General features: G+C 60.6%; 22 protein-coding genes and 1 tRNA gene. 6 read left to right on the top strand and 17 right to left on the bottom strand.

Annotated elements, in window-relative coordinates:
- The first annotated feature begins 87 nt into the window (after nt 1-87).
- Nucleotides 88-612: an Mpo1 family 2-hydroxy fatty acid dioxygenase gene (locus BLU76_RS29275; protein ID WP_092225605.1), complete on the top strand. Its 525-nt coding sequence runs from the start codon at nt 88-90 to the stop codon at nt 610-612.
- Nucleotides 613-672: 60 nt separating this feature from the next.
- On the opposite strand, the gene BLU76_RS29280 is transcribed toward BLU76_RS29275, so the two are convergent.
- From BLU76_RS29280 to oscA, 8 genes are all read right to left on the bottom strand, one after another.
- Complete coding sequence (locus BLU76_RS29280) at nt 673-2,895, bottom strand: GMC oxidoreductase (protein ID WP_092225607.1); 2,223 nt, start codon at nt 2,893-2,895, stop codon at nt 673-675.
- A complete protein-coding gene (locus BLU76_RS29285) occupies nt 2,892-3,401 on the bottom strand; it encodes a hypothetical protein (RefSeq protein WP_063323499.1) in 510 nt (169 codons plus the stop codon). The genes BLU76_RS29280 and BLU76_RS29285 overlap by 4 nt, the downstream gene beginning before the upstream one ends.
- Nucleotides 3,391-4,758 (bottom strand): cytochrome C, encoded by a 1,368-nt coding sequence (locus tag BLU76_RS29290; RefSeq protein WP_092225609.1) that lies wholly within the window; start codon nt 4,756-4,758, stop codon nt 3,391-3,393. Before BLU76_RS29290 ends, BLU76_RS29285 begins: the two co-directional genes overlap by 11 nt.
- A 328-nt stretch (nt 4,759-5,086) precedes the next feature.
- On the bottom strand, nt 5,087-6,076 hold the full coding sequence (locus tag BLU76_RS29295) for a sulfate/molybdate ABC transporter ATP-binding protein (RefSeq protein ID WP_092225611.1): 990 nt from the start codon (nt 6,074-6,076) through the stop codon (nt 5,087-5,089).
- A gap of 3 nt (nt 6,077-6,079) precedes the next feature.
- Nucleotides 6,080-6,949, bottom strand: coding sequence for a sulfate ABC transporter permease subunit CysW (gene cysW, locus BLU76_RS29300; protein WP_092225613.1), 870 nt, complete (start codon nt 6,947-6,949; stop codon nt 6,080-6,082).
- A gap of 12 nt (nt 6,950-6,961) precedes the next feature.
- On the bottom strand, nt 6,962-7,780 hold the full coding sequence (cysT, locus tag BLU76_RS29305; RefSeq protein WP_092225615.1) for a sulfate ABC transporter permease subunit CysT: 819 nt from the start codon (nt 7,778-7,780) through the stop codon (nt 6,962-6,964).
- 203 nt (nt 7,781-7,983) lie between these two features.
- A complete protein-coding gene (locus BLU76_RS29310) occupies nt 7,984-8,997 on the bottom strand; it encodes a sulfate ABC transporter substrate-binding protein (RefSeq protein WP_063323504.1) in 1,014 nt (337 codons plus the stop codon).
- Nucleotides 8,998-9,134: 137 nt separating this feature from the next.
- The gene (gene oscA / locus BLU76_RS29315) at nt 9,135-9,317 is read right to left on the bottom strand and encodes a sulfur starvation response protein OscA (protein ID WP_003186967.1); all 183 of its coding nucleotides are present in this window, start codon (nt 9,315-9,317) and stop codon (nt 9,135-9,137) included.
- Between the two features lie 481 nt (nt 9,318-9,798).
- Here oscA and BLU76_RS29320 point away from each other — a divergent pair, with 481 nt between their 5' ends.
- On the top strand, nt 9,799-10,182 hold the full coding sequence (locus BLU76_RS29320; RefSeq protein WP_092225617.1) for a DUF6124 family protein: 384 nt from the start codon (nt 9,799-9,801) through the stop codon (nt 10,180-10,182).
- A 423-nt stretch (nt 10,183-10,605) separates the two neighbouring features.
- Here BLU76_RS29320 and dibA read toward each other — a convergent pair whose 3' ends face one another.
- Nucleotides 10,606-12,513, bottom strand: coding sequence for a phosphodiesterase DibA (gene dibA, locus BLU76_RS29325; protein ID WP_092225619.1), 1,908 nt, complete (start codon nt 12,511-12,513; stop codon nt 10,606-10,608).
- A 146-nt stretch (nt 12,514-12,659) separates the two neighbouring features.
- On the opposite strand from dibA, the gene desA reads away from it, so the two are divergent.
- Together desA and BLU76_RS29335 are read left to right on the top strand one after the other, a co-directional pair.
- Nucleotides 12,660-13,844, top strand: a complete 1,185-nt coding sequence (desA, locus tag BLU76_RS29330) for a delta-9 fatty acid desaturase DesA (protein ID WP_092225621.1) — start codon at nt 12,660-12,662, stop codon at nt 13,842-13,844.
- Between the two features lie 296 nt (nt 13,845-14,140).
- Nucleotides 14,141-15,130 (top strand): GGDEF domain-containing protein, encoded by a 990-nt coding sequence (locus BLU76_RS29335; protein WP_092225623.1) that lies wholly within the window; start codon nt 14,141-14,143, stop codon nt 15,128-15,130.
- Between the two features lie 279 nt (nt 15,131-15,409).
- Here BLU76_RS29335 and BLU76_RS29340 read toward each other — a convergent pair whose 3' ends face one another.
- From BLU76_RS29340 to gabD, 3 genes are all read right to left on the bottom strand, one after another.
- Nucleotides 15,410-16,627: an HDOD domain-containing protein gene (locus BLU76_RS29340; RefSeq protein ID WP_092225625.1), complete on the bottom strand. Its 1,218-nt coding sequence runs from the start codon at nt 16,625-16,627 to the stop codon at nt 15,410-15,412.
- 138 nt (nt 16,628-16,765) lie between these two features.
- On the bottom strand, nt 16,766-18,043 hold the full coding sequence (gabT, locus tag BLU76_RS29345) for a 4-aminobutyrate--2-oxoglutarate transaminase (RefSeq protein ID WP_092225627.1): 1,278 nt from the start codon (nt 18,041-18,043) through the stop codon (nt 16,766-16,768).
- Between the two features lie 173 nt (nt 18,044-18,216).
- Nucleotides 18,217-19,659, bottom strand: coding sequence for an NADP-dependent succinate-semialdehyde dehydrogenase (gabD, locus tag BLU76_RS29350; protein WP_063323510.1), 1,443 nt, complete (start codon nt 19,657-19,659; stop codon nt 18,217-18,219).
- A gap of 350 nt (nt 19,660-20,009) precedes the next feature.
- Between gabD and BLU76_RS29355 the strand changes: the two genes are divergently transcribed.
- Nucleotides 20,010-20,086: transfer RNA gene (locus BLU76_RS29355), tRNA-Arg, on the top strand.
- A gap of 286 nt (nt 20,087-20,372) precedes the next feature.
- Nucleotides 20,373-21,380, top strand: coding sequence for an Abi family protein (locus BLU76_RS29360; protein WP_092150264.1), 1,008 nt, complete (start codon nt 20,373-20,375; stop codon nt 21,378-21,380).
- 310 nt (nt 21,381-21,690) lie between these two features.
- On the opposite strand, the gene BLU76_RS29365 is transcribed toward BLU76_RS29360, so the two are convergent.
- The 5 genes from BLU76_RS29365 to BLU76_RS29385 form a co-directional block, all read right to left on the bottom strand.
- Nucleotides 21,691-22,050, bottom strand: coding sequence for a hypothetical protein (locus tag BLU76_RS29365; protein WP_177344752.1), 360 nt, complete (start codon nt 22,048-22,050; stop codon nt 21,691-21,693).
- 142 nt (nt 22,051-22,192) lie between these two features.
- Nucleotides 22,193-22,465: a hypothetical protein gene (locus tag BLU76_RS29370; RefSeq protein WP_092225629.1), complete on the bottom strand. Its 273-nt coding sequence runs from the start codon at nt 22,463-22,465 to the stop codon at nt 22,193-22,195.
- A 377-nt stretch (nt 22,466-22,842) separates the two neighbouring features.
- Complete coding sequence (locus BLU76_RS29375; protein ID WP_092225631.1) at nt 22,843-23,460, bottom strand: hypothetical protein; 618 nt, start codon at nt 23,458-23,460, stop codon at nt 22,843-22,845.
- Nucleotides 23,457-24,029 carry an RNA polymerase sigma factor gene (locus tag BLU76_RS29380; RefSeq protein ID WP_092225646.1) on the bottom strand — a complete coding sequence of 191 codons (573 nt, stop codon included), beginning with the start codon at nt 24,027-24,029 and terminating at the stop codon, nt 23,457-23,459. Before BLU76_RS29380 ends, BLU76_RS29375 begins: the two co-directional genes overlap by 4 nt.
- A 175-nt stretch (nt 24,030-24,204) precedes the next feature.
- On the bottom strand, nt 24,205-25,875 hold the full coding sequence (locus BLU76_RS29385) for a vWA domain-containing protein (protein WP_092225633.1): 1,671 nt from the start codon (nt 25,873-25,875) through the stop codon (nt 24,205-24,207).
- Nucleotides 25,876-25,949: the final 74 nt, after the last annotated feature.

The following is a 25,949-nucleotide window of genomic DNA, read 5'->3' on the forward strand; positions in this document are numbered from 1 at the left end:
GAAACTCCGGGACAAGTGTCGGCTAACTGACAGAGCGTCGTGCAAGACCTGATGCATCATGCGGGCATCACCCCAGGAGGAACAACAATGAAAAGCCTCGTCGACCATCTTGGTCAATACGCCACCTATCACCGCGATCCTCGCAACATCGCCACTCATTTCGTTGGCATTCCGCTGATCTTCGTCGCCGTTGCCGTGCTGCTGTCACGGCCCGGTTGGCCGCTGGGCGCGATCCTGATTTCTCCGGCATTGCTGGTGGCCGTGGCCAGTGCTTGGTTCTACCTACGCCTGGAAGTGCGCCTGGGTGTGCTGATGACGGTGCTGCTGGGCCTGGCGGTATGGCTGGGTCAGACACTGGCAGCGCAAAGCACGGCGGTGTGGTTGAGCAGTGGCCTGGGGATGTTCGTGGTGGGTTGGGTGATCCAGTTCGTCGGCCACTATTACGAAGGCCGCAAACCGGCGTTTGTCGACGACCTCACCGGGCTGATTGTCGGGCCGCTGTTTGTGGTGGTGGAAGCGGGTTTCCTGCTGGGGCTTCGCGGCGAATTGAAGCAGGCCATCGAAGAGCGCGCCGGGCCGGTGACGTTGCGCAACCAGCGTTCGGCCGCCTGAAAACACCCCTCTGTGGGAGCGAGCTTGCTCCCACAGGAGTTGGGCCTTACCGCTCAGGCACTACAGGGCGCCGAATTCGATCCGCACCGTCAGCGCACCGGTGTTATCGCTCAAGCCTGCTCCGTATTGCCCGGTCAGGTCATCATTGATGCACAGTTGCAGCTCGCCTTGCTCGCTGGCAGGAACCTGCCCCAGATCACCCACCAGGAACGGCTTGCCGCCATTGCCCACGCGACCGATCAAGGCACCTTCGGCGGCACCGGGCAAGGCATAGCTGCTGTAGTCGATGTGCCTCGAACCGCCATTTCCATCGACATTGCCACCCTGGGGACTGGCACACCATAGCCCACTGACGTAGCGAACCAGGCGCGGTACCAACCCGTTGACCTGCACGCCGGTGCCCTGCCAGGCGATGTTGGATTGGACCTGCATCGTCACCGCCTTCAGGTCGTTGGCCACGGTGTCCCCGGCCTGGAACGACAACGCCGCGATCGTCAGGCTCGGGTTCGAGGTGCCGGTGCTGGGAAACACACCATCGCCCACCAGGAACAGGTTCTTGTGGTCCCAACTGCGCTGGTCCTTGTCCACTACCGACTTGGTCGGGTCATCGCCCATGCGATAGGTGCCCATCAGGTGCCCGGCGCCCTGGAAGGTGTAATCCTCTTCTTTGTACCTGAATTTCCCTTGGCCAATAGGTGCCGTCAGCTCCACGGCGCCGAGCAGGTCCTTGATGATGTGGCTCGCCAATACCTTCGCCTGCCTGAAACCTTCCTTGGTGTAATCGGACAGGTCGTAGTGGATTTCCGGCCGAAGAATGCCAAGCCCGTCCGTGAGCTTGTCCGTCGAAGGCACGATGTAGCTCTTGGACTGGTCGGGATCCTTCTCCACCTGCTCCACCAAAAAGCCGATCCGAAACTGGCGGATGAACAGGTCGTTGAGCCGTTGAATCAGGGCCGTGCCGTAAAGCGCTTCAGTGGGCGGCGGCGGGTTCTCTTTCGATGGCAACGGGTTGGTGCAGCTTTTGTTCTTGCCATCGATAAAATCGGCCACGGTGACGTAAGGGTCGCCCACCGGCCAGTTCCAGCCCTCGTTGCCGATTTCGATACGCCACGCCGCTCGCTGGCTGCGAAAGTCGCCGTCACGCAGGCTCTCGATGCCCGCCGTGGACACCGGTCCCCGGTACGGGAACACCGTCTTGCCTTCCGGCATCAGCCCCCACGCCAGGTAAATCGGATGGTCGGACAGGCTGCGTCCGACCTGGCCGCTGCTATTGGCCACGCCATCGGGCCAGGCAGGGGTCTTGGAGTTGAGCAACAATTTGGGAGTTTCGATGGCATGGGCCGCGATCACGTAACGCTGCCCGATGGCCACGCCGGTGCCCGTCTTCGGTCCCTCGCCAAGCTGGTATTGAATGAATTCGACGCCATTGATGTTCTTGTCCGGGCCCACGGTCACTTTGCTGGCCACGGTCCGGTACATGACTCGGACCTTGCCGGTGGCCAGGGCCTTGTTCAGGGTCACGGTGGCGTCGTACTTGGCCTGGATCGGGCAGATCGGCGTGCAGTTGGTATTGCCGGCACACACCCGGCGCCCGGCATAGGGCTGGGAGTTGCGCCCGGCCGGGGTCGGGCTGACTACCAGCGGCAAGCCGTCGAAGTTCTTGCCGGTCACGGCTGTGACGAAACTGCCATCGACCAACGACAACGGAATGCTGTGCATCGGGAATGAATAGCCCTCGGGGAACGTCATGCCCAGGTAGGCCTGGTCGGCGACATTGGCCGACACCCCGATTTCCGCCTCGGCCCGGCAATAGGCGCTTTGCAGGTCGTCGTAGCCGATCGGCCAATCCACCCCGACGCCGTACTTGCTCTTCAGGCGGAAATCGTTCGGCACCATGCGCAGGCAGGTCCCGACCCAGTGCCAGGTCGTGCCGCCGCCCACCCGTTCATAAGTACTGTTGAAGGGCAGTGGGCCTTTCTGCACCAGATAGCTGACTTGCGGCTTGTCCCAGCCAAGGATCAGGTCGGCGATGGTCGCCCGCGGGGCATTTTCCTTGCTCGGGTCACGCGGCGTGTCCAGGGTCGACACTGGCGGATAGGGCGACTCCGGGGTCTTCAGGGTGGCGGTGTAGAAACGCTCCAGGTATTGCGCACGGTTGGCCGGGATCTCCGGACCCGATTCGAGCACCAACACATCCACGCCGGCCATGCCCAACTGATAAGCGATGATGCTGCCGGCCAACCCCGCGCCAACGATGATCACCTCGGCTTGTTCGGTACTCATGACGAGGCTCCTTGTGTGTTGGCAGGCACGCCGGTGTAGTCCTCAAGGCTCGGTGGCGTGGTGTTCCAATAGCCGAAAAACATCTCGCTGTAGCCCATGGGGTGGGCCTGGGCGATTTTCCAGGCCCAGCTCTGGATGTAAGCCTGGTCGGACACCACCGTCGAGTCGGTCGACTTGTAGTTGCCAGTGGCATAGGGCTGATACCAGACTCCCAGCAACCACAGTTTCATGATCGAACGCGCAGCTTGGGCCGCTTGCGTGACAGCCGGTCGCGATCCATCCATCAGCACCGCTTTGGCGATCTGGTCGGGGGGCACATTGTCCGCTGCCAGCGTGGCGTATTGAGTCAGCAACGTATTGAGCACCTCAGGGGTGATACGCGGGGTGATGAACGCGAGAAAAATCGGTGGCAAACCCACCTGGTCGATCGCCGGTGCCAGCCGATCCGTGGGAATGCCGGTCAGGGCCGATGACAGGCCTACAAAGTTGTCCAGATCACTGCTCATGGTTGACTCCTTGTCCGCCAGTGGACTGTGCGCGTTCGAGCAAATAGGTGAAATCCGCGAAGCTGGTACGCGGCGACTCGGTGACATGGGTGGCCGCATTGCCGTGGCAAGCCATGCAACTGGAAGACGCCTGGGGCACGGTGCCCTGGATGTAGGTCTCCAGCGTGGCGTTGGCCAGGAACAAGGGCGCAGGGCTGCCCAACAGGTTGGCGGCCGATATCTGGCAGTTCGGTGACGGGGCCGACGGCCACTGGGTACTGATCAGTTGATAGTTCGCCCAGACGCTCTTCGGGTTCACCGTACGCAACAGGCCTTGATACGTAGCGTTCAGTTTTTTGGTGGCCTCGGTGAGCGGCACGTCGCGCACGATCTGCGAGGGCGTCGCCTTGACCGCCGGGTTCCATGGCCGTGGCGGCGGTTGGTTGATGTCGCTTTGGCTGGCTGCGTTGTAGAACAGATAAGGCCCCGTGCGCTGGGCAACAGGCGTGGTTTTTTCCGGCACGTTTTTCACATGCTCGAAGGTTGACCAGACCCATTGCGCCGCACTGGTGGTCTTATGGACCATGTGCAATCCCACCAACCCGACCGGCTCGGACACGCACGACTCTCCGACAATCGGCCCATGGCTCGGGTCGTTGTTGCCCGGGGTGTAGACCAGTGCATCGACGGTGTGAAAGTCCTGCCGGTTGTCGTTGGGGCCCAGCACTTTCCATGACGCCTTCACCATCACCGCGCCGACCTGTTTGGTCTCGGTGGAACCACAACTGAACGCCACGGTATTGGTCGGCTTCGCGGCGAAGAACTTCTGCTGGCCTTCGATGCTGTACAGACCGTTGTCGACGATGCCGTTGAACATCGATTGGTTGACCACGATTTCGTTGCGCGTGTAGGTGCCGTTCTGGTCCACCAGCGGGCCGCTCTCGAAGGGCTGGATAAATTCATCCAGCACATCGGGCACCTTGCCCATTTGCTGCAACAGGCGACCGGGCTTGAGCGACTTGCACGCTTCGGGCAGAGTCGCCGGGGCATTCCAGGGCAGCGGCGCCTGGCCCTTGGCGCGGAAAATCTGGTAGCTCTCTTTCCAGCTCTCCCACACGGTGGCGCCATCCTGCTTGCCGATGGGCGTGCCGGTATTCGGATCACCGTTGTCCAGCGCCGGCCAGTTCAGGGCAATGAAGGTTTGCCACGACAGCTCATCGAAATTGGCTTGCAGGCTGACCAGTGAAACGGGGTGGGGCACCGTGACATCGAAGGGTATCTGGGGGGACAACGAAGGGGCGGCGCTGGCGGCCGGAGCCAGCAAGACGCCTAACAATGCACAGCCAAGCGGGCCATGCCGACTGACTTCCACTCTCATGTTTTCTCTCCTTGGCATCAGGGCACCAGGAGAGATAACACCGGTCCGTCATGGACTCTCACTTGCCTCCTGGCCTGTCAGAGTCTAGGTAGGGTTTGGGCGGGGAAAAGGCGTTGGCGTAGAACCAATCGAAGCAAGGTTGGGTGGAGTTATTCAGATTCTGACCGGGGGCAGTGAGGACGCCATCGCGAGCAAGCTCGATCCCATGGATTGGCTTGAAGCTGATCAAAAGCGGAACGCGGAGCGTCCCTGGCGGCATTCCCACGCAGGAGCGTGGGAACGATCGAACCGCCAATCCCCTGTGGAAGCGGGCTTGCTCGCGATGCTTTCAGAGGTTGGCGACTTTCTGCCAGACCTTCGGCTTGAAGAACAGCGTCTCGCCCTTCGCCAGGCCCACCAGACTGTCGTGGTCCTTCACCACTTCCGCTTCGATCAGCTCACTTTGGCCTTCCACCTTCAGGGTCACCCGAGTGGTGGCGCCGAGCGGACGGATGTCGCGCACTTCGGCGGCGTGGTGGTCTTCCAGCTCCGAGCGCGACAGCGAAACTTCGTGAGGGCGGAACAGCACATGCCGGTCCTCACCCAAGTGCAGGCGGTTCGAGTCGCCGAGGAAGTGATACACAAAGTCGCTGGCCGGGTTTTCGTAGACATCCCCCGGCGAGCCGATCTGCTCGATCACGCCCTTGTTCATCACCACGATCCGGTCGGCGACTTCCATGGCTTCTTCCTGGTCGTGGGTCACGAACACCGAGGTCAGGTTGATGTCCTCGTGCAGCCGTGCCAGCCAGCGCCGCAGCTCCTTGCGGACCTTGGCGTCGAGTGCACCGAAGGGTTCGTCCAGCAGCAACACCTTGGGTTCCACCGCCAAGGCGCGGGCCAGGGCGATACGCTGGCGCTGGCCGCCGGACAGCTGTTCGGGGTAGCGATCGGCGAGCCAATCCAGCTGCACCATGTTCAGCAGTTCATGGACCTTGGTCGCGATCTGGCTTTCGTTCGGGCGTTGCTGCTTGGGCTTCATGCGCAAGCCAAAGGCGACGTTGTCGAACACCGTCATGTGGCGAAACAACGCGTAGTGCTGAAACACGAAACCGACGTTGCGGTCACGCACGTCGTGGCCGGACACGTCCTCGCCGTGGAACACGATGTTGCCCTGGTCCGGGGTTTCGAGGCCGGCGATGATTCGCAGCAAGGTGGTCTTGCCACAGCCCGACGGACCCAGCAGCGCCACCAGCTCGCCGCTCTGGATGTCCAGGCTGATGTCATCCAGGGCCTTGAAGGCATTGAAATTCTTGCTGACGTTACGAACTTCGATCGACATGACTTATTCCTCCGCGGCGCTGGCGCGCAGGCGGTTGATTCGGTTTTCGCTCCACTGCTTGAGCAGCAGGATGAAGAGCGCCAGGATCAGCAACAGGCTCGCCACAGCGAACGCGGCCACGTGGTTGTATTCGTTGTAGAGGATCTCGACGTGCAGCGGCAGGGTGTTGGTCACCCCGCGAATGTGCCCGGATACCACCGACACCGCGCCGAACTCGCCCATGGCGCGGGCGGTACACAGCACCACACCATAAATCAGGCCCCACTTGATGTTCGGCACGGTGATATGCCAGAACATCTGCCAGCCATTGGCACCGAGCAGGCGCGCGGCCTCTTCTTCCTGGGTGCCCTGCTCCTGCATCAGCGGAATCAGCTCCCGGGCCACGAACGGCACGGTGACAAAAATCGTCGCCAGCACGATCCCCGGCAGCGCGAACACAATCTGGATGTCGTGATCCGACAGCCACGGACCGAACAGGCCCTGGGCGCCAAACATCAGCACATACACCAGGCCCGCGATCACCGGCGACACCGAAAACGGCAGGTCGATCAGCGTCACCAGCATGCTCTTGCCACGGAATGAATACTTGCTCACGCACCACGCGGCACTGACACCGAACACCAGGTTCAGCGGCACCGAAATCAGCACGGCGATTACCGTGAGCTTCAGCGCCGACAATGCGTCGGGTTCGAAAATCGCGGTGAAGAACGCCCCCAACCCGAGCTTCAGGCCCTGGGACACCACGATGAACAGCGGCAGCAGCAAAAACAGCGCAAAAATCAGCCAGCCAAGGCCGATCAGGATTCGCCGCGACGTCGCACTGCCGCGACGGGCGGCATTGGTGGAGGCTGCGGAAATAGACGATTGGGACATGTTCGCGCCTCCTTATGGGGTTTCGATGCGCCGCTGCAGCAGGTTGATCAGCAGCAACAGGACGAAGGAAACCACCAGCATCAACACGCCGATGGAGGTGGCGCCGGTGTAGTCGTATTGGTCGAGCTTGACCATGATCAGCAGCGGCAGGATCTCGGTTTTCATCGGCATGTTGCCGGCGATGAAAATCACCGAACCGTACTCACCCACGCCACGGGCAAAGGCCAGGGCGAAACCGGTCAACCAGGCCGGCAACAGCGCCGGCACGAGGATGTGGCGGAACACCTGCCATGGCTTGGCGCCGAGGCAGGCGGCGGCTTCTTCGACTTCACGGGGAATATCGGCCAGCACTGGCTGCACCGTGCGCACCACGAACGGCAGCGTCACGAACGTCAGCGCCAGGGTGATGCCCAGCGGGGTGTAGGCGATCTTGAACCCCAGGTCGGTGGCGAACTGGCCCACCAGACCGGTCGGCGCGTACAACGCCGTCAAGGCAATACCGGCCACGGCAGTGGGCAGGGCGAACGGCAGGTCGATCATCGCGTCGATGATCTTGCGGCCGGGGAAGGTGTAGCGCACCAGCACCCAGGCCAGCAGCGTGCCGATCACGCCGTTGATGATCGCGGCGTACAGCGCGGTGCCGAAACTGAGTTTCAAGGCCGCCAGCACCCGCGGTGCCGAGATGATCACCCAGAACTGTTCCCAGGTGAGTTGGGCGGCATGCACGAACATCGCCGCCAGGGGTATGAGCACAATCAGACTGAGGTACACCAGGGTGTAGCCCAGCGTCAGCCCGAAGCCGGGTATGACGGGGGATATGCGACGCGACATAGAAGTCCTTGGTTGAACGCACGAAACTGTGGCGAGGGGATTTATCCCCGTTGGGCTGCGCAGCAGCCCCAAGCCGTTATCGACAGTCAGATTTTAGGGCCGCTGCGCGCCCCAGCGGGGATAAATCCCCTCGCCACAGGTTATGTGTGCGGCTTTATCTTTGGTAACTGACTGACATTAGGTTCGTTTAAGCGTGTTTCAGCTTACTGCGCCTGATAGATCTGGTCGAACACGCCGCCATCATTGAAGAATTTCGGTTGCGCGGTTTTCCAGCCGCCGAAGTCCTTGTCGATGGTCACCAGGTCCAGTTTCGGAAACTGGCGCGAGTACTTGGCGGCGACGTCCTTGTCACGTGGACGATAGAAGTTCTTCGCGGCGATTTCCTGGCCGGCCGGGCTGTACAAGTGCTTGAGGTAGGCTTCGGCGATCTCGGCGTTGCCTTTTTTCTCGGCGTTCTTGTCCACCACCGCCACCGGCGGTTCGGCCAGGATCGACAGCGACGGCACGACGATGTCGAACTTGTCGGCGCCGCCATCTTCCTTCAGTGCCAGGAAGGCTTCGTTTTCCCAGGCCAGCAACACGTCGCCCTGACCGTTGTTGACGAAGGTAATCGTCGAGCCACGGGCGCCGGTGTCGAGGATCGGCACGTGCTTGAACAGCGCTTGCACGTATTCCTTGGCCTTGGCTTCGTCACCGCCATTGGCCTTCAGGCCGTAGGCCCAGGCCGCGAGGAAGTTCCAGCGAGCACCGCCTGAGGTCTTCGGGTTCGGGGTGATGACCGACACGTCATTCTTGATCAGGTCGCCCCAATCCTTGATGCCCTTGGGGTTGCCCTTGCGCACCAGGAACACGATGGTGGACGTGTAGGGCGTGCTGGCTTCCGGCAGGCGTGTTTGCCAGTCCGCCGGCAGGGACTTGCCCAGCTTGGCGATTTCATCGATATCGCCGGCCAGGGCCAGGGTCACCACGTCGGCCCGCAGACCGTCGATCACCGCCCGGCCCTGCTTGCCCGAACCACCGTGGGATTGCTGGATCTTCACGCTGTCGTCCGGGTGCGCTTTCTTCCAGAAACTGGCGAATTCGGCGTTGTAATCCTGGTAAAGCTCACGCGTCGGGTCGTAGGACACATTGAGCAACTCGTAATCCTTGGCGACGGCGGAACCTGCAAAAACAGCACTGGCCAGGGCGGCCAGGGCATAACGACGAATGGACGACATGGTGAAAGCTCCTGGAATTCTGGTTTTCTTATGGCTTCTGGAAATTCGTTTGGCTTATAGAAAAGATCGCAGCCTTCGCCAGCCCCTACACTCAGCCCCCGTAGGCACTGCCGAAGGCTGCGATCTTTTGTCTTTCTTCAAGACGGCTTATGACTCGGTTGCTGCAAGCGGAATTTTTCCTTGCGTTCGATCTGGACCACCTGCGCGTTGTGCACGGTGATTTCCACTGCCCCAAAGCGTAGATCGCGCAACGCGCTCTGGATCTCGCGCAAGATGGTTGCTTCGTCCTGGCCGTCAACGCTACGTAGAGATGCGCTCATGCTGCTGCTCCTTTGAATGAATGCCTGGCAGTGGGCGGCACTGCTTGCGGCGTGGGAGCAATACTAGATAAGCGCGGATATTCTTAAAAAGACTATTTAAGAATTTTTATATAACCAAAATTACAGAAAGTAGCCGACGTCCTACGGCAGGGGAGCTTGGGAGGCCTTTCCCTGCTAACGCCTCGGATATTTCCTTCAAAACGCCGAGCTGTTCATGAACTAGGCAGCGCTCCATGCCGCGGCTAACCTCTGTTCGTCATCGCAAAAAACGGTGACACGGGCGTGCAAGTCCGGATTGGTACGCAATTGGTTATGGCTATTGACCGAGCATTTTTTTATGCTCGCGTCCGTTATGGCAATTGTGCGTGGGAGGCCTTCGGGTCTGCCGGCGGTACCGGACCGGTCTTGCACACCTACGTACAGTTGCCACCTCTTCGAATGCAAGCGAAAGGATGTCGACCTCAACTCTGGTACATAGAATATGGTCAAGCCTTCACCGAATCCTCCGCAAAGCGGCCACAAATCCCGCGTCCAGGCGCAGGAAGAAAAAAAGCTCGATGACGCCGCCACCCGCGCCCTCGACTACTACCTCAACCCCAAGCCCGCCTCACCGCCCGGACCCGACAAAAACCAACTTTTCATCGTGTCCCCCCACATAGACACCGAAACCCTGCTCGCCAACGCCTCCGAAGACCTGCTCTCCATCAGCACCATCGCCGCCGACCTGGCCGACGACGTCGACGACTCACGCCGCTGCGTCGCCCTGGCGATCAGTCGCATGGCCGATGGGGTGCAGTTGTTGGTCGAGCGGGCGTTGGATCATTTGGAAACCAAGGAGATGGCGGCGTCTGGGGCCAAGGGGTAGCACATAGCTTGGATGCAAGCTGAACCGACGCCTTCGCGAGCAAGCCCGCTCCCACAGGGGAAACGCGGTCTCACCCAGAGCCAGGTCGGCTACTAGGCCGCCTCGCGGTGGACGTTGTCTCGGGCGCCCCGTTAACCACGATGGCCGAACGCAGGCATTGCGTAGTGGGCACCTCGGCATGGATGCCGAGGTAGCCGCGCTGGGCCATGGATGGCCCTTCGCGGCGGCCCACGGAGCAATGCCGGAGAGAGGGCATGCCGAGCCTAGGCGAGGCACCGAGTGGTGGGGCAAAAGCGTTTTGCTTACTTTTGACTGGGCCGGCTTCCGGGCTTCTCAAAAGTGAGCCGCCGTCAGGGCGGAACCCTAAGTGGCCGTTACCGCAGCAACGGATATGTACCCGATCAACACCAATACCACTGACGATCAAGCAATAACCGGCGCCCGCCCCCAATCCAACTGCGCCGCCGCCACGGGCCGGCCAAACCAGTAACCCTGCCCCAGCTCACACGCCTGTCCCAGCAAAAATGCCGCCTGCTCACGCTGCTCGATGCCCTCGGCGTGCACTTGCATGCCCATACTGTGGGCCAGGGCGATGATCACCCGGACGATCGCCGCGTCATCCTCATCCCACGGTAACCCCGCGACAAAACCCTGATCGATCTTCAGCTTCTGCACCGGCAAACGCTTAAGCCGCAGCAACGACGAATAGCCCGTGCCGAAATCGTCGATAGCCAAGCGCACGCCCAGCTCCCGCAGGCGATGCATCTGCTCCAGCGCCACCTCTGGGTCATCCATCACCGCGCTTTCCGTCACTTCCAGCTCCAGGCAACCCGGATCCAGGCCCGTGTCGTGCAACACCTGCGCGACCTGGTCATACAACTCGCGACGCGCAAACAACCGACTCGATACGTTGACGGCGACAAACGACAGCGCCACACCGGCCTGCTGCCACTGGCACATTTGCCGGCAGGCCTGGTCCATGACCCAGGCATCGACCTGGGCAATCAGGCCGGTACGTTCAGCGATGGGAATGAACTCGGCCGGCGACACCAATCCACGCGTGGGATGCTCCCATCGCACCAGCGCCTCGACACCGATCAGACGACTGGTCGCCAAGTCGTGGACCGGCTGGTAGTGAACGCGCAACTCCTGTTGCTGCAGCGCGCGTCGCAATTCGAAGGCAATCTCGACCCGCTGCTGGGCGTGGGCGGTGAGTTCTTCGGTGTACAAGGCGTAGCCGTCGCGTCCGGCGCTCTTGGCCTTGAACAACGCCGAATCGGCATTGCGCAGCAGCTGCCCGGCGCTCAGGGCATCGCCGGGAAACAGGCTGATACCGATGCTGGCATTGATGAACAATGCATGGTCATCGAACCGCAGGGGCTCTTTCAAGGCGTCTAGGATGCGCCGGGCCAGCGCCGCTGCCTGGCCTGGCTGCGAGCAGTTTTCCACCAGCACCGCAAATTCGTCGCCCCCCAGCCGGGCCAGGGTCACGCCCGGCGCAAAAAGCCCGCGAAACCGCTCGGCCACGCCTTTGAGCAACTCATCGCCTACGTTGTGACCCAGGCTGTCATTGATGTTCTTGAAGTGATCCAGGTCCAGCAGCAACAGGGCACAGCCACGCTTGTGCAACTGCGCCGACGCCAGGGCCTGCTCGGTACGATCGGAAAACAGCAGGCGGTTGGGCAAGCCGGTCAGCGGGTCGTGATGGGCCAGGTAGGCCAGTTCGTGCTCGGAATCCTTGATGGCACTGATGTCAGAAAACACCGCGACATAATGGCTGACCTCGCCGCTGTCGTCGCGAATGACGCGGATCGTCTGCCATTGCGGGTAGATCTCACCGCTTTTACGCCGATTCCAGATCTCGCCGCTCCACTCCCCCTGGCTGTCCAGGGAGGTAAACATGTCGCGATAGAATTCCGCCCCATGACGACCGGACTTGAACAGGCTGGGGCGCTGGCCCAGCACTTCATCCCGCACATAACCGGTGATCGCCATGAAGGCCCGGTTCACGTGCACAATCAGGCCGTTGCGGTCGGTCACCAACACCCCTTCGCGGGTGCAATCGAAGACGGCGGCAGCCTGGCGCAGACGCTCGCGATCGGCGCCGTGCTCACCCTTGGCGAAAAATCGCGAGATCCGCGCCCGCGCCAAGAAGATCAACCCGGCGCTGAGCAGGACCCAGGCATAGCCGTTGATCAGCAGCCAGCGTTGTCTGTCAGCGAATTGATCGAAGAAACTGCTCAATAAATAACCAATCAGCTGCAGCCAGACGACTGACAACACGAGGTAAAGCAGCGCTACGCGCATGGCACTGCGTTGATAAGCAGGCATTCGGCCATCCATGTCCCTACAGAGAGGTGGGGATTATAGAGGAAGAAACATTCAGCCACTCTTATCTGAAAGGCCGACTGGTTTTATCTGTAGGGCCGGTGATAATGCAACGGCTGTTTCTATCTTTATCGAGGGCCCTACAGCCTATGTGGTACGAAGGTTTTCTTGGCTTGTCGGCCTGGTCACTGGTGGCAGTCACCCTGCTGATGACCCACGTCACGATCATTGCCGTCACGGTCTACCTGCACCGTTATTCGGCGCACCGCTCCCTGGAGCTCAATGCCGGCCTCAAACATTTCTTCCGCTTCTGGCTGTGGCTGACCACGGCACAGAACACCCGCGAGTGGACCGCCATCCACCGCAAGCACCACGCCAAATGCGAAACCGAGGATGACCCTCACAGTCCGGTCATCAAGGGCTTGTCCACCGTACTGCGCAAAGGCGCCGAGCTGTATCGCGCCGAGGCGGAAAACCCGGAAACCCTGCGCATCTACGGCAAGAACTGCCCCGACGACTGGATCGAGCGCAACCTCTACAGCCGCTTCCCGCTGCTGGGCGTGGCGATCATGGGCATCATCGACCTGCTGTTGTTCGGTACCATCGGCATCACTATCTGGGCCATCCAGATGATGTGGATCCCCGTCTGGGCCGCTGGCGTGGTCAATGGCCTGGGCCATGCCGTGGGCTACCGCAACTTCGAATGCCGCGACGCGGCGACCAACCTGGTGCCCTGGGGCATCCTGATCGGCGGCGAAGAACTGCACAACAACCACCACACCTACCCCAACTCGGCCAAGCTGTCGGTACGCAAATGGGAGTTCGACCTGGGCTGGGCCTGGATACGGGTGTTCAGTATCCTGCGCCTGGCCAAGGTCCAGCGGGTTGCGCCGATCGCCCACCGGGTCGAAGGCAAGGGCCACCTGGACATGGACACGGCCATGGCGATTCTCAACAACCGTTTCCAGATCATGGCGCAGTACCGCCGGCTGGTCATCGCGCCACTGGTGAAGCAGGAACTGGAAAAGGTCGATCACTCGGTGCGTCACCAGTTCCACAGGGCCAAACGCCTGCTGTCGCGGGAAACCAGCCTGCTGGACGAGCGTCACCACGTGCGCATCCAGAACATGCTCGAACACAGCCAGGCGCTGAAGGTGATCTACGAGAAACGCCTGGCCTTGCAGCAGATCTGGGTCAAGACCAGCAGCAACGGCCACGACATGCTCGCCGCCATCAAGGAATGGGTCCACGAGGCCGAGGCTAGCGGCATCCAGTCCCTGCGCGAGTTTGCCGACCAACTCAAGACTTACTCGCTACGGCCTGCCACGCCCTGACCAGGCAACGCCAGCACTGTGGACAAGGGCTTTTTTGTGGCGAGGGAGCTTGCTCCCGCTGGGCTGCGCAGCAGCCCTCTCTTTCTTGTGAGCGCTTCGCGCTCAAGCGGGAGCAAGCTCCCTCGCCACAGGTCCAACACTTGGCACCTGACTCGCTAAATCCCCACGCCCTTCGTCGCCTGAAAAGGAACTTCGCCCCAAATCTCCTATCTCAAAGAGCACTTCGCCATCCAGGCGGGTTTTGGAGAAAGCGCGTGCGAACCAATAGCAGTGCATGCTCTTTGAGATTTGTGCCGATGGTCGACAAGAACCTACAGGATTACTCCCTACCTCATTGGCCCGAGGCAGCCCAGACGCTCATGGCGCTGATGCATGCCCAAGGCGAAGTGGCGCGCCTGAGCGAGCGTGAGCAGCTGTTCAGCTCGTTGCTGGTCAGCGTCAATGCCGTGCTGTGGGCGTTCAACTGGGAAACCCGGCAGGTGCTGTATGTCAGCCCCGCCTACGAGCGGATCTTCGGCCGCCCCGCCGGCCTGGTCCTGGCTGACTTCAACGAATGGCGCGACGCCATTTACCCCGACGACCTGGAGTACGCCGAGCGCAGCCTGGCCGAGGTTTTGGTCAAAGGCGCCGTCGAAGACCGTGAATACCGCATCATTGCCGGCAACGGCCAAATCCGCTGGCTGAGCGACAAATGCTTCATCAACCGCAAGGCCGAGCCAGGACAACCGGTGATTGTGGTGGGCATTGCCGAAGACATCACCGAAAAGAAGCTGCTGGAAAGCGAACTGCAGCGCTTGGCGACCACCGACGTGCTGACCCAAAGCAGCAATCGTCGGCATTTCTTCGAATGCGCCCACCGCGAGTTCGAGCAGGCACGGCTACAAGGTATGCCCATGGCGTTCCTGTTGCTGGACATCGATGACTTCAAGGTGATCAACGACACCTACGGCCATCAGGAAGGCGATACCGTGTTGCAGAGAATCGCCGAAAGCGGGCGGTCCGTGCTCCGGCGCGGTGACCTGTTCGGGCGGATCGGCGGCGAAGAGTTCGCCGCGGTGTTCCCCGGCTGCCCCCCGGACATGGCGCTGCAAGTGGCCGAGCGGTTGCAACGGGAAATCCAGCGCCTGATGTTCCGCTGCGGTGAACAGAGCTTCGGCATTACCGTCAGCCAGGGCCTGACCGGCATTACCCCCGAAGACCCGTCCCTCGACAGCCTGTTCGCCCGCGCCGACGCAGCCATGTACGAAGCCAAGCGCAAAGGGAAGAACCGCATCATCGCGGCTTGACGCCAATCGCAGTGCTGTTGAGCCCAGTCATGCCGCTCCCACAGCTCTGGTTTCGAGGCGGATGCGAAATCCGAGCCACCGACAATCCCCTGTGGCGAGGGAGCTTGCTCCCGCTCGGCTGCGCAGCAGTCGCAAAACCGAACAACGCGTTCTGCCTGTAAGCATGCTGAGGGCCTGCTGCGCAGGCCAGCGGGAGCAAGCTCCCTCGCCACAGGTTCTGGCCTGTCTGGACTGCCACCATCGCGAGTAAGCTCGCTCCCACAGGGCTGGGCAGTGGCTTTATTTGCGGCGCAACCGCGTCAACTCCGGCAAGCCGATCTTCAGCAACCGCGCCGTGCGGCCACGGGCCAGTTCTTCAAGGCCCTCATGCGCGGGCAGATGCGCCATCTGCGCTGCCATGTTCATCACCAAGGCTTCACGGGAATACACCCCGCCCCCCAAGTTATAGACCGCCGCGATCAACTCCCGCAGCTCCAACGGCAGACGCCAGCGGGCACGTAACGCCGAGCCGAAACTGGCGCCAAACATGTCCAGCGAGTCGCCAACTTCTTCCGGCTCGTCCAGCTCGCCACCGGCCTGTTTCCACTCTTCCAGGCAGCGCAGCAACGCCAGATCGCCCAGGCGATGCAACAAGCCGGCGCAATAGCAGCGCTCCTGCTCCAGGTCCAGCAAGCGCGCCATCGTCCGGGCGTATTCGGCCGTGTGCAGCGACAGCTCCCAGTAACGCTCGGCATAGTCCGCCAGGCATGGGACGCTGAGCCGGGCGCAGCGTTTGAGGGTCAGGGCGAGGATCAGGTTCATGCTTGGTCCGGAACCAAGCTGGTGCAGCGCCTGGGCCACCGTCTGCACCGGGCCACCGCCCTGATGCTGGGCAGCGCTGTTGGCCGCCGCGATCAGCACGGCGGTGATTTGCGGGTCGGTGCGGATTTCTTCTTCGAGCAGTTTCAGGTCCAGGCCGCCGGGGTTGAGGCTGCGCTTGACCGCCACTTGCACATCGGTCATCAAGGGCGCGCCCTCGGACAGGTCACGCCGACGTTCCAGGAAGGTGAGCAAGTTCAACGCCGGCCCCGGAACCGGCGCATCGTTGGAAGTTTCTTCACCGCCGTTCACTAACAACCCCTGCAAACGCTGGGTCAGGTTTTCCCGGTTCAAGGGTTTGGTCAGATACGCGGTCGGCGCCAGCGGCAAGACCTCGCGCACGCTGGCGCTGTCATTGCGCCGACTCATCAGGATGAACGGCAACGGCGGCGTGCGATGCTGCTGGCGAAGGCCACGCAGAATCGCCAGGCCATCAACCCCCGGCAGCTCCCAATCGGCGATCACCAGGTCGTAGGAATGCTTCGCCAGCAAATCCAAAGCCTCTTTGCCGTCGCCACAAGTGTCCACCCTGGCATCGCAGCGCACACCCGACAACACCTGCTCAAGCAGCTCACGGGACGCCGGATCGGCCTCGGCGATCAACACACGGGGTACAGCGGGTAAATCCACAGCAGTCATGCAGCATGCTCCCTTGCCATACTTGCACCTTAGACGTTGGTGGCCGTTCCAGACAGCTCAAAATCCACCGGATAGCTTCGCCAATATGAAAAAACCCGCCAGAAGGCGGGTTTTTGTGGATCAGCGCACAACCGTCACTCAGAGTTCGGAGAAGCACTCTTCAAGGATTGCCAGGCCTTTGTCCAGTTGCTCGTCCGGCGCGGTCAGCGGCACCAGCACCCGCAAAACGTTGCCGTAGGTGCCGCAGGACAGCAGGATCAGACCCTTGTCACGCGCCTTGGCCACGACCTGGGCTACCGCTGCCGCGTTCGGCTTGTGGGAGTCGCCGTTTTCGAACAGTTCCACGGCGATCATCGCGCCCAGGGCTCGCACGTCACCAATGACCGGGTACTTCTTCTGGATCGCCTTGAGGCCGGCCACCAGACGCTCGCCCACAGCCTTGCAGCGATCCAGCAGGTGTTCTTCTTCGAACACTTCCATCACCGCCAGCGCCGCCGCACAGGCGATCGGGCTACCGGCGTAGGTGCCGCCCAGGCCACCCGGCGCGATGGCATCCATGTACTCGGCCTTGCCGCACACACCGGCCAACGGGAAGCCGCCAGCGATGGATTTGGCGAAGGTAGTCAGGTCGGCGGCAACGCCCATCTGCTCCATGGCGAAGAAGGTGCCGGTACGGCCAGCACCGGTCTGCACTTCGTCAGCGATCAGCAGGATGCCGTGCTGGTCGCACAAAGCGCGCAGGCGCTGCATGAATTCCTTGGGTGCTACATAGAAACCACCTTCGCCCTGTACCGGCTCGATGATGATTGCCGCGATGTCACGCGGTTCGGCGTCGTTCTTGAAGATGCGCTCGATGCTGGCGATGGAGTCGTCGATGCTCACACCGTGCAGTTCGTTCGGGTACAGCGCGCGGAAGATGCCGCCGGGCATCAGGCCCATGCCGGCCGAGTACGGCACGACTTTACCGGTCAGGCCCAGGGTCATCATGGTGCGACCGTGGTAAGCGCCGGTGAAGGCGATCACACCGGCACGGCCTGTGGCGGCGCGGGCGATTTTCACGGCGTTTTCCACCGCTTCCGAACCGGTGGTCACCAGCAGGGTTTTCTTGGCGAAATCACCCGGCACCTTGGCGTTGATTTTTTCACACAGTTCCACGTACGGCTCGTAGGCCAGGACCTGGAAGCAGGTGTGGGTCAGCTTGTTCAACTGCTCGGTCACGGCGGCGATGATTTTCGGGTGCACGTGACCGGTGTTCAGCACGGCGATGCCGCCGGCGAAGTCGATGAACTCACGACCTTCAACGTCGGTCACCGTGGCGTTCTTCGCCGACTCGGCAAAGATCGGGTGAATCTGCCCAACACCGCGTGGAACAGCGGCGGTACGGCGGGCCATCAGGTCTGCGTTGGTCTTGCTCATTAAAATGTCCTCATTCGCCGCTCATCGGTCGGCGTGGCTCAAGGAATACATGGCGGGGAGGCAACTGCGACAGCATGCGATGATCGACTGCCGCAGCGTTCCGGCCACAAGAAACAGAACGGGTGAAACACGCAAAGGGACAGCGCTCTCGTGCCCTTTGCGCTTGAAGCGGATCAGATACCCAGGCAGAGGTATTTGATTTCCAGGTAATCCTCGATGCCGTACTTGGATCCTTCACGGCCCAGGCCCGAAGCCTTGATGCCGCCAAACGGCGCGACTTCGTTGGAGATCAAACCGGTATTGACGCCGACCATGCCGTATTCCAGGGCTTCGGCCACACGGAACACACGGCCCAGGTCACGGGCATAGAAGTACGAGGCCAGGCCGAACTCGGTGTCGTTGGACATCGCGATCACTTCGGCTTCGTCTTTGAAGCGGAACAGCGGTGCCAGCGGGCCGAAGGTTTCTTCTTTCGCCACGGCGGCGTTCTTCGGTACGTTGGTCAGGATGGTCGGCTCGAAGAAGTTGCCTTCCATCGCCTTGCCGCCCGACAGCACGGTCGCGCCTTTGCTGACCGCATCGGCAATGTGTTCTTGTACCTTGGCGACCGCTTTCTCGTCGATCAGGGGACCTGTGGTGGTGCCATCGTCCAGGCCGTTGCCGATCTTGAGCTTGGCGACCGCCGCCTTGAGTTTTTCCGCGAAGGCGTCGTACACCGAATCCTGGATGTACAGACGGTTGGCGCAGACGCAGGTCTGGCCGTTGTTGCGGTACTTGGAAATGATCGCGCCTTCGACGGCCTTATCCAGGTCGGCGTCGTCGAACACGATGAACGGCGCGTTGCCGCCCAGTTCCAGGGAGACTTTCTTGATGTCCTTGGCACATTCGGCCATCAACTGGCGACCGATCTCGGTCGAGCCGGTGAAGGACAGCTTACGCACGATCGGGTTGCTGGTCAGCTCGCCACCGATGTCGCCGGCGCTGCCGGTCACCACGCTCAACACGCCTTGCGGAATGCCGGCACGGTGCGCCAGTTCCACCAGGGCCAGGGCCGAGAAAGGGGTTTGCGAAGCCGGCTTGATGACCATGGTGCAACCGGCGGCCAGGGCCGGGCCGGCCTTACGGGTGATCATCGCGGCCGGGAAGTTCCACGGGGTAATGGCCGCGGTCACACCAATCGGCTGCTTGATCACGATCAGGCGCTTGTCGGGCTGGTGGCCGGGAATCACGTCACCGTAGATGCGCTTGGCTTCTTCGGCGAACCATTCGATGAACGAGGCGGCGTAGACGATTTCGCCCTTGGCTTCGGCCAGTGGCTTGCCTTGTTCCAGGGTCATCAGGCGACCAAGGTCGTCCTGGTTTTCGATCAGCAATTCGTACCAGCGGCGCAGCTTGTTGGCGCGCTCCTTGGCGGTCAGTGCACGCCAGGCCGGCAGTGCCTTGTCGGCGGCTTCAATCGCCCGGCGGGTTTCGGCAGCGCCCATCTTCGGCACGGTGCCCAGCACTTCGCCCGTCGCCGGGTTGGTAACCTTGATTGTCTGACCATTGTCCGCATCGACCCAAGCGCCATCGATAAAGGCTTGCTGGCGGAACAACTGGGTGTCTTTAAGCTGCATGTCGGCTTTCCTTAACAGCACCGCGCGCACGCGGAGCGAATTAGATTTGTAGAAAAGGCGCCTCGGGGGCTGCCGTCAGGGAAATCATTCACCGGGCTGAAGCACAGAAATAACGCACAAAAGCACAGACGTGCGGTTCAGCACCCAGACAAGAGCGTTTGAAATCTCAAACGAATCCTAGGGCCGATAGGGGTGAAGGACAATAGGCTGTTCGAAAAAAAGAACGAAAAAACCGAATTTGCCTGTTTTTTCTGATCAGCGTAGCCAAGAGCCGCCGAGCAGTGTGAAAACACCGGCAAATCAGCAGCATGGACGCCCGCCATGCATATGAGTATCATGGCGCCCGCGTCGCACCAGTAGCTCAGCTGGATAGAGTACTGCCCTCCGAAGGCAGGGGTCGTGGGTTCGAATCCCGCCTGGTGCACCATACATGCAAAATCAAAAGCCTCAGTCCTCACGGATTGGGGCTTTTTTATGGACGCGAAATTTTCCGTATCGAACGTCGTTGATATCGATCACGACCCACGACGAGTCTTGTTACAAGACGCTCCTCATCCGATTGTGGAGAGAATGGCAAAGTCATCTCCCAGAGCTCCCAAGATGCCCTTCTCTGAAACTTGGCCCTACAAAAATACTTGCTCACAAGGAGCCGCCACGTGAAGGGGTATGTGGAAAGCAAAAGACAGACAAAGGGCAGATTAGGCGATGTTTAAATGAAGCAGGGGTATCCCAAAACTTGGCAGAGCTACCAAGCGCAGCTTGAATTGTTGATGGCTCGGGGAATGGTCGTTACTGATCAACCTAAAGCACTGGAATATTTGGAGCGCATTGGTTATTACCGCCTCAGCGGCTACTGGTTCGCCTTTCGCGAGCGCACTGAGCTTTGCTGTCCTCTCATCCAGCAGGGAATTCACAAGCCATCCAAAACGAAACCTACGCGACTGCTTCTCGACAATTTCAAGCCCGGCACAACATTTCAAAATGCCGTTGACCTGTATGTTTTCGACAAGAAACTCCGCCTCTTGACCCTGGATGCTCTGGAACGCATAGAAATCGCCCTGCGGGTGGACATCTCTCATGGCTTGGGGAGGCACGAGAAATTCGCCTATCTAAAGCCTGAGCTGTTCCACGAAAGTTTCTCTACGCAGTTGGACGGTCAGACTGGACTAACCAAACATCATGCGTGGATAGGTAAACACGCCGCGTTAATCAATCGCTCGAAGGAAGATTTTATTCGGCACAATAAAGAAAAATACGGCCTTCCCCTCGCCGTCTGGGTGGCGTGCGAAGTTTGGGACTTCGGCGCGTTATCGACCCTTTATGCGGGCATGACCGAAATCGATCAAGATGCCATATCTCGAGAGTACGGCATCAGCAATGGCCGGATCTTCGCCACTTGGCTCCGCAGCCTGAATTACCTGCGGAACGTATGCGCCCATCATAGTCGCCTGTGGAACCGGAACATAGCCGATCAACCGAAGCTGCCCCCTGTAGAGCAGGCGCCTTCATTAAGCGCGTTCCATGACGACACGCACGGACGTGCACGCCCGTTCCTGCTTTTGTGCATCACCCAGCATCTGATGAAAACCATCAATCCCTCATCAAGTTGGGGGCAGCGGTTGAAGGCTCTGCTGGAGGATGATTTTCCAGATTTGTCCCGCCTCGGTCTTAATCTGGAGGGCATGGGCGTCGATAATGATTGGCAGAAGCGTGACTGGTGAGGAAAAAATTCAAACAATAAAAAACCCCTGAGCAGTATCAGCGCCGAAGCGCATCAACCGACAGGGGCCGTGTTGCGAGCAATTATAGAGATCAGAAGTCTCCCGTCAACCACCCACCAGCCATGACGGCCTCACCAGCAATCGCCGTCCTAAGACTGGATATTTCAGGTCGCCGCTTCGCGCTGTCAGGAAACAGGCGTAGCGGGTCAGGGCCGTATCGTCGACAGCCTACCGCTGCGAGCCAGAACCGAGGCTGACCATTTTCGTGACATCACGAAAATGGTCGCCAATCAGATGACCCATATGCCCCTCATTTCCTTAGGCCCTGAATCACTCCATGAGGATCGTCCATCTCGCTCCAGGCAGTACCATCGAGTTCTTTGAGTTGAGTAACCGCACAGCGCAAAGAGACTCTCTCAAGCCTCTCGTAGGATTGAATGAACATTCTTCGCAGGCGCCAGCCACCCTGTGGCCGACTTTCCCACTCCCCTGCACCATGGACACGAATGGAGATGAACAACAGCTTGCCCAGGTGTTCTGCCAATGCCACATCGGCTTCACAAAGAAAATTTTCACCACCGGTGCCCTCAAGCAGAACAGGAACCGTCTCGCCCTCCCCACCAATAGAATACAGACGTCCCTGGATGCTACCTTGCTTGATGATAACCATGAGAGAGGGCCTTTACGTTTAGGGGTTGAGTAGCGTCGCACCTTGCGTGCAAGGTCCATTCACTCAATTCGACGCCATCAATGCGACATGCAGCAGGCAGGTCTTGCATGCAGTCCCACGCACGAGCGCCTACTAACTACGGTTACAATCTGCCAGCACCATCGACATTACGACTTACCACTTCCAGCAAATCCGAACCTTCTCGTAGCAGCAAATACGCCGCGTTGGTAAATCGATACAAATCCCCATCGTCGATGCCCTTGATCGTGACAGAAGTGATGCTTTCCAAAAGGTCGGTCCCGGCCTTGATGCGGCTGAGCGCACTGTCAATCAGCATCGCGGTGGGCATCTGGCTGTCGATCAATAGGACGGGACAATCGGGATTGTTGGTTTTCAATGGGATGTAATGCGACATGTGCTAACTCCTTGTCAGACGAACCGATGAATTGATAGAGCCGGCAACGGCACCGAAACTGCGCGCTGCTCCATCCGTCGATTCAGTAGATCATCGAGAAGCAGATATCCGAAAAGCAGATATAGCGTTTAGGGCGCACCCCATGGATACCACCATGGCCGAAGCGATCCACAGACCTCTCCATCTGCTCACTTAAGGTTTGGATGAGACATTGTCGCTCGGCCTGTAAGAGCTGCCGAGCGGAGCGAGGCTGCGATCTTTGCGCAGGCAGTTGAGTCTCAAGCGAAAGATCAAAAGATCGCAGCCTTCGGCAGCTCCTACAGCGCAGCCCAGCGAGAGCAAGCTCCCTCGCTACGGGACGTTGGTGCTCGCAGACTTTAAGGCTTGCGCAACGCCTCCAACCGCGCCGGCAAGTCTTCCTTGGGAAAACGCTTGTGCAGCGCCAGCAGCTTCTCATCAGCAGCCTTGGTATCCCCCGCCTCGCGCAGGCGCAGGATTTCCATCAGGCCTTGCTCCAGGGGTGGCAGTGCAGCTGGCGCGGCTTTGCTCATTTTTGCCGCAGGCTTTTCCATCAGGGCCTGGTCAGCGCTGGCTGGGACCCGGGCCAGTTCGCCCTGGGGCGCCATGCGGATAATCGGGGCGGGGGCGGGCATGGCCGGCGGCGGTGCAGCGGCAACGGCAGGCGCTTGCCGATCGGCGGAAAACTCCATCGAGGCGGGTGAGGACAGTTCGTCGTGGGGCACGGGCGAGCGCAGCACCAGGCCGATCATCAGCGCCACGCCGGCGATCGTGGCGAATGCCATTTGCCAGCGCGGCCGTTGACAGGCTTGCAACCAACGTTGCCAGAAGCTCGGTGCAGGCGTCGGGGCTTCGCGGTGGGCGGTGGCCAGGATGAAAGCGTCCAGGGAAGCTGGCGGCTCGCCGCTGGTGTGTTGGCGGAAATGCTCGATCAGCACTTCGTCGTTCGGATCCGGGGTGTGTTTGGAGTCGATCATGCGGGTACCTCCTCGGCCAGCAGCCGATGCAACTTCTGCTGGGCGTAACGCAAGCGGCTTTTGACCGTTTCCAGTGGGGCGCCGGTCAAGGCAGCAATCTGTGGCAATTCCAGGTCGCCGTGCAGGCGCAGCAGGAAGACTTCTCGCTGATCCTCGGGCAAGGCCTGCAACGCCGCATCGAGACGCGCCTGGTCGCGGCTCAGGCTCAGCTGCTGCTCAGGGCCGCTGGTGTCGTCGGGCTGGACGTGAAGCTGCTCGTCGTAGCTGTCGTGCAACGGATTGTGGACACCCTGCTTGCGCCAGTGGTCGATCAAACGGTTGCGGGCAATCTGGAACAGCCAGGTGCGAAAACTCGCCCGGCCTTGTGGCTGGGTGGTGCTGCGAATCAGACTGAGCCAAGTGTCCTGGAAGACTTCCTCGGCCAGTTCGGCCTTGTTGCTCAAGGACATGAGGAAACGGTAGAGCCCTTGCCGATGGCGGGCGTACAGGACTTCGAAAGAAGCCCCATCGCCGTTGCGGTAGCGGGCCAGCAGCGATTCGTCGCTGGGAGAATCAAGCGCAGCGGACATGTGGGTGACGAACTCCTTTCCGGTCATTGCAGCACAATCCTGGCAGACAACAAGGGAATACTGTGGGAGCGAGCCTGCTCGCGATGACGTCGGATCAGTCAATGATGATGCTGATCAATCCACCGCTATCGCGAGCTGGCTCGCTCCCACATTTTGGTCCTCGTTGTGCTCGGGATCAGCGCTTGGCCGCAGGCTCGAGGCTCTGGGCAAGCTCCACCAACTGCACAAACTCGGCACGCAGCCCAAACGGATCATCGCCGCGGGCCGAACGGGCCAATTGCGCAGTGTCCTTCAAGCTCATCGTCCCAGTATAACGCCCGTCCCCCTTGAGCTGCTGGGCGAAGGCCGCCACGGCGGCGGAGAAACGCAGGTCATCGCTAGGCTTGTCGTCGTTCTGCACGCCAGCAATCGGATGCTCGATCAATCGACTGCTACCGCCCTCAGCGGGTTTGTAGCGTACGCGCAACATCGCCAATTCGCCTGATTTCCCCTCCGACTGGGGCGTGCTGGCATAGCGCAGCGGCTCCAACCAGCCCGGTTGGCCCTTCGGGACAATTTCATACAAGGCCGTCACCGTATGCCCGGCACCTATCTCGCCCGCGTCGACCTTGTCGTTGTTGAAATCCTCACGCTTGAGCGCACGGTTCTCATAACCGAGCAGGCGATACTCGCTGACCCGGGCAGGGTTGAATTCCACCTGCAACTTCACATCCCGCGCCACCACCGCCAGGGTGGAGCTGAGCTGGTCGACCAAGACTTTACGCGCCTCGAGCAGGTTGTCGATGTAGGCGTAGTTACCGTCACCAGCATCGGCCAATTGCTCCATCAGGTGTTCGTTGTAGTTATCCACACCGAAGCCCAGCGTCGTCAGGGAGACGCCGCTTTTACGCTGGTCCACCGCCATCTGCTTGAGGCTGTCGAAATCACTGACGCCAACGTTGAAGTCGCCATCGGTGGCCAGCAGGATGCGGTTGATGCCTTTGTCGATGAAGCTCTCCCGCGCCATCTGGTAGGCCAGTTCGATACCCGAGGCGCCCGCGGTGGAACCACCGGCGTCGAGTTGATCGATGGCGTTGCGGATTGTCACCTTGTCGCGCCCCGAGGTGGGCTTGAGCACCACCCGGGATTCACCGGCATAGACCACCAGGGATACCCGATCCTGATCGCGCAATTGATCCACCAGCAGTTTCAGCGTGCTCTTGACCAGCGGCAGGCCTTCGCGACGGTCCATGGAGCCGGAAACGTCCACCAGGAAGACCAGGTTGGCCGGCGCCAGATCCGCCACGGCGCGGTCGCTGGCCTTGATGCCGATGCGCAGCAAACGGGTGTGGGGGTTCCACGGTGAGGGGGCGACTTCGGTCGTCACACCGAAGGGTGAACCGTCGCTGGGCAGGGCATAGTGGTAAGGGAAATAGTTGACCATTTCCTCCAGCCGAACAGCCCCTTCGGGCGGCAGGCTGCCTTGATTGAGGAAACGTCGCACATTGGCATAACTTCCGGTGTCGACATCCACGCTGAAGGTCGAGACCGGCGTTTCGGCGACGCTATGGATGGGGTTGTCCGGCAGTTTTGCGTACTGCTCGCGCGGTTCGGTGCGGTAATCCCCGGCGATGGCATCGTTCGCCATACTAGGGGCGGGCATTGATGCCGGGGCGACCATGCGCTTGGCCATGGGTTGGCGCACGTAGGCGATCTCGCCTTGCGGTACAACGCTGGGTGCCACAGGCACCGGTTCGGATGGCTTGGCAGCCTCCCGGGAAGACAACCCACAACCGGCCAACGCCACCAGCAAAGTCACGGCGAAGCCTTGGGCAGCAGGACGCATAAAGGGAAGTGGACGGAACATGGGCTGAACCTCGTGAATGAATGATTCGTACACAAGCTCAGACGCAAGGCACACGAGGTTCGGGTTAACGATCA

The organism is Pseudomonas sp. NFACC08-1 (assembly GCF_900106735.1).
GTDB lineage: Bacteria > Pseudomonadota > Gammaproteobacteria > Pseudomonadales > Pseudomonadaceae > Aquipseudomonas > Aquipseudomonas fluorescens_Q.